The following is a 6,944-nucleotide window of genomic DNA, read 5'->3' on the forward strand; positions in this document are numbered from 1 at the left end:
TCGGACGGCTGCGCCCCCAGCGCTTCCAGCAGAATTTCCGCCGGGTGACGGGCGGTACGCCCGGTCAGGTCGTCGATCTGGTGGCGGCAGGAGAAGCCCGTCGCGGCGATGAGTGTATCGGGGGCTGCCTCACGAACGGCGGGCGCCAGGCGAAGCTCGCCCATGCGGCGCGACACGTCGACGTGCTCCGCCTCGTAGCCGAACGCCCCCGCCATGCCGCAGCATCCGGCGTCCACCGACTCCACCGCATAGCCCGGAAGCGATAGCGCGCGTTCGGTGGCTGCCGTCCCGATCAGCGCCTTCTGATGGCAGTGGCCGTGCAGCATCACGCGATCGGTCGCCGGCTGCCACCGGACGTCGTCGAACGCCCCGGCATCGGCTCGCCGATCCACGTACTCGTCGAACGTCATCGCCGCGTCCGCAACAAGCTCAGCGCGCGGCTCGCCCGGCAGGAGCGACAGGAACTCGTCGCGAAGCGTGAGGATGCAGCTCGGCTCCAGTCCGACAATTGGGACCCCGGCTTCCGCGTACGGAAAGAGCGTCTCGACCGTCTTGAGTGCCCGGACCTGCGCGTCGTGGATCGCCCCTTTCGACAGATAGGTTCGCCCGCAGCACACGCTAGGCCCAGGAAGCTCGACGGTGTGTCCCGTCGCCCGCAGAAATGTCGCCGCGGCCCGGGGCACGTCCGGCGCATGATGGTTGGTAAAGGAATCCGAAAACATCACCACGCGCGGTCCCCGCTCCGGCCACGTCTGACGCAAAAACCACTGGCGGAACGTCGTGCGGGCAAAGGGCGGTAGCTCTCGATCCGCCGTTACGCCAAGGACGGACTCACCGACGGACCGCAGCCAGCGTTGCCGTCCCGTCCAGTTGACCACCGATGCCAGCGGCGACCCGCTGATCCATCGCGCAAGCTCAGGCTGGTGGGCGAACAGCTTCGTCCGGATCGGCATCCGGTTCTCCTTCCAGTAGTGGTTCAGCCACTCCGTTTTGATTTTCGCCATGTCCACATTCGACGGACACTCCGTTTTACACGCCTTGCACTGAATGCACAGATCCATGACCTCGTGCATTCGCGAGCCCGTCAGCTCCGTTCGATCGAGGTCGCCCGAAAGCGCCATGCGAAGCGCGTTCGCCCGGCCTCGCGTCGAGTCCTCCTCTTCTCGAGTAGCCATGAAGCTTGGGCACATCGTCCCCGACCCGAGCTTGCGGCAGGCGCCGTTGCCATTACACTTCTCGATGGCGGCCGCGTAGCTGCCCTCGGCGGACCAGTCGAATTGCGCGTCGAACGACATGGTGTCGTACGACGGCCCCATCCGCAGATGATCGGTCATCGGCGGCGCATTCACGACGCGATCCGGATTCAACACGTTGGTCGGGTCGAAGATCTTCTTCATCTCGCAGCACGCCGCATACAGATCCTCTCCCAGAATCTCCGGATTTGCCCATCCCCGAACGATCCCGTCGCCGTGCTCCGACGACACGCAGCCGCCGTACTTCTTCACGAGGTCGAGCGAACCCTCAGCGATTCGCTGCATCTTCCTGACCTCGGCCTCGTCCTTCGTGTTGATGAACGGACGAATGTGGAGACAGCCCGCAGAAGCATGCGCGTAGTATACCGCCCGCGTTTCCGTCTCATCGATGAAGGCGGACAACTCCTCCACGTACGCAGCCAGATTCTCAACCGGAACGGAGGCGTCCTCGATGAACGCCCAGGGCTTGTATTCGCCTTTCACGCCCATCACCAGCCCGAGTCCCTCCTTGCGGATGGACCACACGTTGTCCACAGCCTTCGGCTCGGTCACACGCACGACCCCTGTGGCGGGACCGGTCGCCATCAGATCCTCAAGCGTATCGAGCTTCCGGGCAAGGTTGGCGTTCGCATCGCCGTCGTACTCGGTGATCAGCACGCCCCCCGGCTCACCATCGATGAACGTGAGCCGCTCGCCGTACCCGGGTGTCTGGCGCGTCCGTTCGATCGCAACCCCGTCGAAGAGTTCAACCGCGGACGGATCGGTTTCCAGGACTTCGGTCACGGCATCAAGCGCCTCAGCACGCGTTTCGAAGTGGACGATGCCGAGGCCCGTGTGCGACGGACGCGGCACGAGATCCAGCGTGATTTCCGTCGCCACCGCCAGCGTACCCTCACTTCCCGCCAGGAGGCGCGCCAGATTCCGCTCCTCGTTCAGGAGAGTTTCCAACCGGTACCCGTTGTTGCGCCGCCAGTGGGACGGCGTCTCCGATTGGATCGTGTCCCGGTGCCGACCGATGAATGCATCGATCTCCCGGTAGAGCGACGCCTCTCGCCCTTCGCCGCGTAGCTTCTCCTGCCACCCCGAATGGTCGAGCGGGCCGAACGAGACCGGGGTGCCGTCATCCAGCAGGGCGTCGACGCGGCGGACGTGATGAACGAAATTGCCGTAGCGAATGGAGTGCGTTCCAGTGGAGTTGTTGGCGAGCATGCCGCCGAGCGTGGCCCGGTTGGCGCTCGCCGGGTCGGGCCCGACCATCAACCCGTACCGGGCCGCCGCGTCATTCAGCGTCGACAGCGTCACGCCCGGCTGCACACGGGCCGTCCGCGCGTGAGGATCGATGTCGAGAATGGCGTCCAGATGCTTCGAGAAATCGATCACCAGCGCCTCGTTCACGCCCTGCCCCGCCAGCGAGGACCCGCCGCCGCGAGGAAGAATCGGGATGCCAAAGTCGTGGGCCACGGCCACCGCCTGCTGCACATCCGCGACCGTCTTCGGCACCATCACCGCCAGCGGCTCAATGGCGTACATGCTGGCATCGGTCGCGTAGAGCGCCCGCGTCATGTCGTCCGTACGAACCGATCCCTCAATCTTCGGATCGAGCGTCGCGGCAAACTCCGACACAGAGGGCGTACGTGCAGGCGAAGGGGGCGAGATCGTCGTGGGCATACCGGAAAGCGTCGTCCGTCAGAGCACCGCCGAGAGCCGGCGGATGGCGTGTGGGTGTGGCACTCCGGCAACCGCGGGTTGATCCGCGATGCGCTATCGGGCCTCGGGCGGATAGATCGGCCACGTCTCCGCCCGATGATAGTCAAAGATGAGCGATGTCTCTACCTGAGCCACCTCATCGTGGGACGTGAACGCGCTCAAGATGACGTCACGAAGGTGATCGGAGCTCCGAACCGCCACATGCAGGAGAAAGTCGGTCCGGCCGCCCACATGATAAACGGCCACGACTTCGGGGCGATCGAAGACCCGCGCCCGGACGCGCTCGACCGTCTCGCGGGAGTGGCGCTCCAGCTGGACGGCAATCATCGCCTGTACGTGAATGCCGACGGCGGCCGGATCCACCTCTGCGGAGTAACCGGTCAGCACCCCATCGTCACGGAGCGACCGCACGCGCTCCAGGCACGTCGACTCGGCAATCCCCACCCGACGGGCGAGCGTCTTGTTCTGGATACGAGCATTCTTTTGCATCTCCCGCAGAATTCGGAAGTCCGTTCGGTCCAGTCGCGCCATCGTCTTGTTTTCCGAATCGTATTCGGTTTTATTGACATGCGTCGTATCGGAAGGTAGGATACAGAATGGAATCGAATCCAGTTCATCGCTGATCGAGACGTCTTCCTCACGAACCCTGCGCTTCCACCATGTCTGAAGCCGCCGCCTCGCCGCCCACTCGAACCGACGCGGTCCATGCCGGGCGGACACCCATCCGCAGAGCCGGACTCCACGCTCCCCCGATCGATTTGTCCAGCACCTACCCGATTTCCAACATGGACGCGGCAGGAGAGAGCATCGCCAGCTTCGCGCGGGGAGAAGACGGTGACGAGGACGAACCGGTGTACGCCCGACTGCACAATCCCACGGTCGCACATGCAGAGACGGCCATCGCCCAACTGGAAGGCGCGGACGGTTGCGTCGCCTTCGGGTCTGGCATGGCGGCAATGACCGCGACGCTTCTCGCAGCCCGAAGCGCTGTGGTGGAGGCCGGTCGCGGCGAAAACGCGCACGTCATCGCCGTTCGCCCGATGTACGGCACCGGCGATCATCTGCTGTCGAGTGGGCTTCTGGGCTTGCCCGTCCGGTGGGTCGACCCGGACAACATCCGGGCGCACGTCACTCGCGCAACCGCGCTGATCTGGATCGAGACGCCGGCGAACCCGACGCTCGACCTCGTCGACATTGCCCACGTCGCGGAGCAAGCAGGGGACGTCCCGGTCTGCGTCGACTCCACCTTCGCGCCGCCGGTCCTTCAGCGGCCGCTCGATCATGGAGCCACCTTCTCGATGCACAGCGCAACCAAGTTTCTCGGCGGCCACGGCGACGTGGTGGCCGGCGTTGTTTCCTCCGATGCACCGGAGTGGGTCGAACGGCTGCGCCACGTGCGCGTGGCCACCGGAGCGCTGCTGCACCCGCTGGCAGCATACCTTCTCCACCGGAGCCTTCCCTCCCTCCCCGGGCGCGTCGAACGAGCCCAGGCCACGGCAATCGAACTCGCCGACCGGTGCGACGGACATTCGCATGTCTGCCACGTCCACATGCCGGGTCGCAACCGTCAGAACGACGTGTTCGCCCGACAGATGAGCGGCGCCGGCACGATGATCGCCCTGGACGTCGGATCGAAGGATCGGGCCCGCCTCGTCGTTGAATCGGTCCGCCTGATCACACCGGCGGTCAGCCTCGGCTCGGTCGACACCCTGATTCAACATCCCGCGTCGCTCACCCACGGTGTCGTGAACGAGCGAGCCAAGGAAGATCATGGCATCTCGCCCGGACTCCTCCGCCTGTCCGTGGGGCTGGAAGACGCCGACGACCTGTGGGACGACCTTTCTGCGGCTCTCGAGACACGCTGCTGAGCCGCTGGACGCCGCATACGCTCTTCCCGACCGGAGGCGCGCTACGGATCCACCTGCGGACGCTCTACACGTCGGGTGCTACAAATCCAAAACCTCTCCACCCTCGGGCACGAAGACCTCGATCTCGGGGTGCGCGTCCTTGATTCGGTCTCGCATCCACTCGCGCGCGTCCGGTTCGCCGTGTACCAGGACGACTTTCTCCGGCTCCATGCTCTCGACGACGCGAAGGAGATCGCGACGGTTGCTGTGCCCGCTGAACCGGAACCGATCTACCGTACAGTGAACAGGCTGGGGGCCGGTCGCCTCGTGTAGAACGACCTCCGTGCCTTTGCCCTGCTCGGCCGCCTCCTGCAGTCGCGCCGCCGCCGTATCCTCCTTTGAGTAGCCCACAAGGAGAATGGCGTCGTTCTCGTTCTCGACCACCCGGCGCCCGATCCGGTTCGACAGCGTTGGCTCGAACATCATCCCGCTACTCGCCACCACGATGCACGGACCGTCCAGCGCGTCGTCCTTGGCGTCCTCGCTCCGGGGCATGCGGTACTGCTCCACGTCGAACACCTTGAACTCAGAATCAAGGCGGGGCGTCGAGCGTCTCGTCTTATCGTACAGATCGGCAATGGCCCGCATCGATCCCGCCGTGTAGACCGGGATGTCGGCATCAATGACGCCATCGTTTTTCATCTCATCGATGAGAGCGAGCGTCTCCTGCGCGCGCCCCATCACGAACACCGGAACGAGCGCAGTCCCGCCCCGATCCATGACCTCTTTCACGCTGTTCCGGAACCGGGCGGTTTCGGTCTCGCGGTCCGTCTTCTCCGCCTCCTCGTCATTGGCGAGAGTCGACTCCAGGATCAGGACATCCGTCGACGACGGGTACGCGGCTCCCGGAATGATGGACTGCGGCCGCATATTAGTGTCGCTGGTGTAAAACACTCGGCGCGGCTCGCCCTTCTCGACGAATCGTAGCTGCACGCCAACCGACCCGAGGATATGCCCTGCCGTGTAGAAGCGGGCTTTGATCCGGGCGTTGCCAAGCGTACCGGTCACGTCGAAGTCCTCCTCGAGGGCGTGCGTCAGGTAGATGTGGCTCTGGAAACTCAGCTCATCCTCGCTGAAGAGCGGCTCGTGCTCCGTCTCCCCGTTGTAGAGCTTTCGCTCCTGCAGTCGAGCCGACGCTGGCAGCAAGAACTCGATCAGCCGCTTCGTCGCCTCCGTCATGTGCACCAGAAGATGCGGAAACTCGCGGATCAGAACCGGCAGACTGCCGATGTGGTCGTGGTGCGCATGCGTGATGATCGCATGGTCGACATACCGATCCCGGTGGCCGTGCACCAGGTCAAAGTCGGGTAGCGATTCAGGTCCGTCCGTTCGGGGATCGACGCCCGCATCGAGCACCACGCCGGTGCCGTCGATGTTCAAGAAATGGCAGCTTGCTGCGACGTCATCGGTTTCGCCCAGGGCGATAAATTCCATAAACGAACAGGGAAGAAACGAGAAAAGAGTGGGAGGTGGAAGGATCGCACTTACAACCGGTCAAGAACATACGGTTCCCCTCGTTTGTTGTCCAGCCGTTACGTCCCTTGCCTACTCCGCCCACCCTCATGCCGCACCCATACGACCGTGCGTCCCGGCGTCATCATACGGCCGACGGGTTTCGAAACCCGGACGCTCCGACTCGCGAGGCCTCCTCGCTGGAAGTGGCCATATGGCTCGCTGGACGCCTGTTTAATGGCAAACAGAACGTCCCCCCGCACGCCATCACGCCGATCGACCTCGCTCACCCGCCGGCCCAGATGCGGATCACCTGGATCGGGCACGCTACGACCGTGGTCCAGACACCCGACCTGACGATCCTGACGGACCCGCACTTCGGTATGCGTGCCAGTCCCCTCCCCTTCGCGGGCCCGGAGCGTCTCGCCCGCCTCCCGCTGAAGATCGCCGACCTGCCGCCCGTCGATGCGGTGCTGATTTCGCACGATCACTACGACCACCTGGACCGCCCGTCGGTCGAAACCCTAGAGGAGCGCTTCTCGCCCCTTTTTCTCGCTCCGCTTGGCTGTGCCGACCGGCTCCGGGGCTGGGGGCTGGCGAGTGTGCTCGACTTCGACTGGTGGAC

5 protein-coding genes are annotated in these 6,944 nt (G+C 64.6%); 2 read left to right on the forward strand and 3 right to left on the reverse strand.

Annotation, left to right across the window (positions count from 1 at the left end):
* Both ACFCU0_RS02395 and ACFCU0_RS02400 read right to left on the reverse strand, forming a co-directional pair.
* A partial coding sequence (locus ACFCU0_RS02395) for an FAD-binding and (Fe-S)-binding domain-containing protein (protein ID WP_434972063.1) occupies positions 1 to 2,921 on the reverse strand: 2,921 nt, incomplete at its 3' end.
* 93 nt (positions 2,922 to 3,014) lie between these two features.
* Positions 3,015 to 3,491, reverse strand: a complete 477-nt coding sequence (locus ACFCU0_RS02400; RefSeq protein ID WP_434972064.1) for an Lrp/AsnC family transcriptional regulator — start codon at positions 3,489 to 3,491, stop codon at positions 3,015 to 3,017.
* 128 nt (positions 3,492 to 3,619) lie between these two features.
* On the opposite strand from ACFCU0_RS02400, the gene ACFCU0_RS02405 reads away from it, so the two are divergent.
* Complete coding sequence (locus ACFCU0_RS02405; protein WP_434972065.1) at positions 3,620 to 4,828, forward strand: trans-sulfuration enzyme family protein; 1,209 nt, start codon at positions 3,620 to 3,622, stop codon at positions 4,826 to 4,828.
* A gap of 78 nt (positions 4,829 to 4,906) precedes the next feature.
* Here the strand turns inward: ACFCU0_RS02405 and ACFCU0_RS02410 are convergent, their stop codons facing one another.
* Positions 4,907 to 6,301, reverse strand: coding sequence for an MBL fold metallo-hydrolase (locus tag ACFCU0_RS02410; RefSeq protein ID WP_434972066.1), 1,395 nt, complete (start codon positions 6,299 to 6,301; stop codon positions 4,907 to 4,909).
* Between the two features lie 128 nt (positions 6,302 to 6,429).
* Here ACFCU0_RS02410 and ACFCU0_RS02415 point away from each other — a divergent pair.
* Positions 6,430 to 6,944, forward strand: a 515-nt coding sequence (locus tag ACFCU0_RS02415; RefSeq protein WP_434972067.1) for an MBL fold metallo-hydrolase, incomplete at its 3' end; no start/stop codon positions are given.

The sequence above is a fragment of the Longibacter sp. genome (assembly GCF_051155795.1).
Classification (GTDB): domain Bacteria; phylum Bacteroidota; class Rhodothermia; order Rhodothermales; family Salinibacteraceae; genus Longibacter.